At 77.9% G+C, this 657-nt stretch carries 1 protein-coding gene; it reads right to left on the reverse strand.

The window, feature by feature from the left end; genetic code table 11:
• Positions 1–149: 149 nt before the first annotated feature.
• Positions 150–657 (reverse strand): hypothetical protein (locus E4O86_RS23050; RefSeq protein ID WP_205521066.1); only part of this gene is annotated, 508 nt, incomplete at its 5' end.

Below are 657 nucleotides of genomic sequence, written 5' to 3' on the forward strand. Positions count from 1 at the left end.
GGGGCCCGCCCCGCGGCGGGCGCGACCCGGCACCGGCCGCGCGGGCGCGGCTCTGCGGACGGGATCCGCGACAGGTCTGGAATTGCCGCCGTGCCCCGGCCCCCAGGCCCGCCTGCGACGCGGGCCCGGGGCCTCGAGCCTGGCTCGGCCTATTTCGCGGCGCCGAGCTGGCGGTCGTGGCCGAGCGCGAGATGCATGAGGAGCCGCGATTCGGCGTCGGCGTCGCCGGCATCGGCAAGCGAGCGGTCGAACCAGTACATCGCGAAGCTGTTCGCCTTGGCGTAGGCCCAGGCCCGGCAGATCCGGAGCATCATGCCGCGGGCGGCGGGCGCGCCCCCCGCCGGGGGTGCCGTCAGCGCCGCGAGCTCGTCCGTGCAGGTGCCGGCGAGCGCCGCCTCGTCCATGCCGAGCGGGGCGGTCAAGGCGGGAAGCTGTGCCGCCTGCTTCTCGGTCTCCGCCGCGAAGAAGGCCTCCGCCTCCTGCTTGCGGCTCGGAGCGGCGTTGCTGCCTTGGACGGCGTCGACGGTCCCGGCCTGCGGGTCCGCGGCCGGTCCCGAGGCCCTGTCGAGCGCGGTCGCCGGGCCGGCGCCGGTCTCCGCCAGCGCCACGACCGTCCCGCCGCCGCCGGCCGGAACGGCATGCGCGGGCACGATCCCG

Source organism: Propylenella binzhouense (assembly GCF_009866965.1).
Lineage (GTDB): Bacteria > Pseudomonadota > Alphaproteobacteria > Rhizobiales > Afifellaceae > Propylenella > Propylenella binzhouense.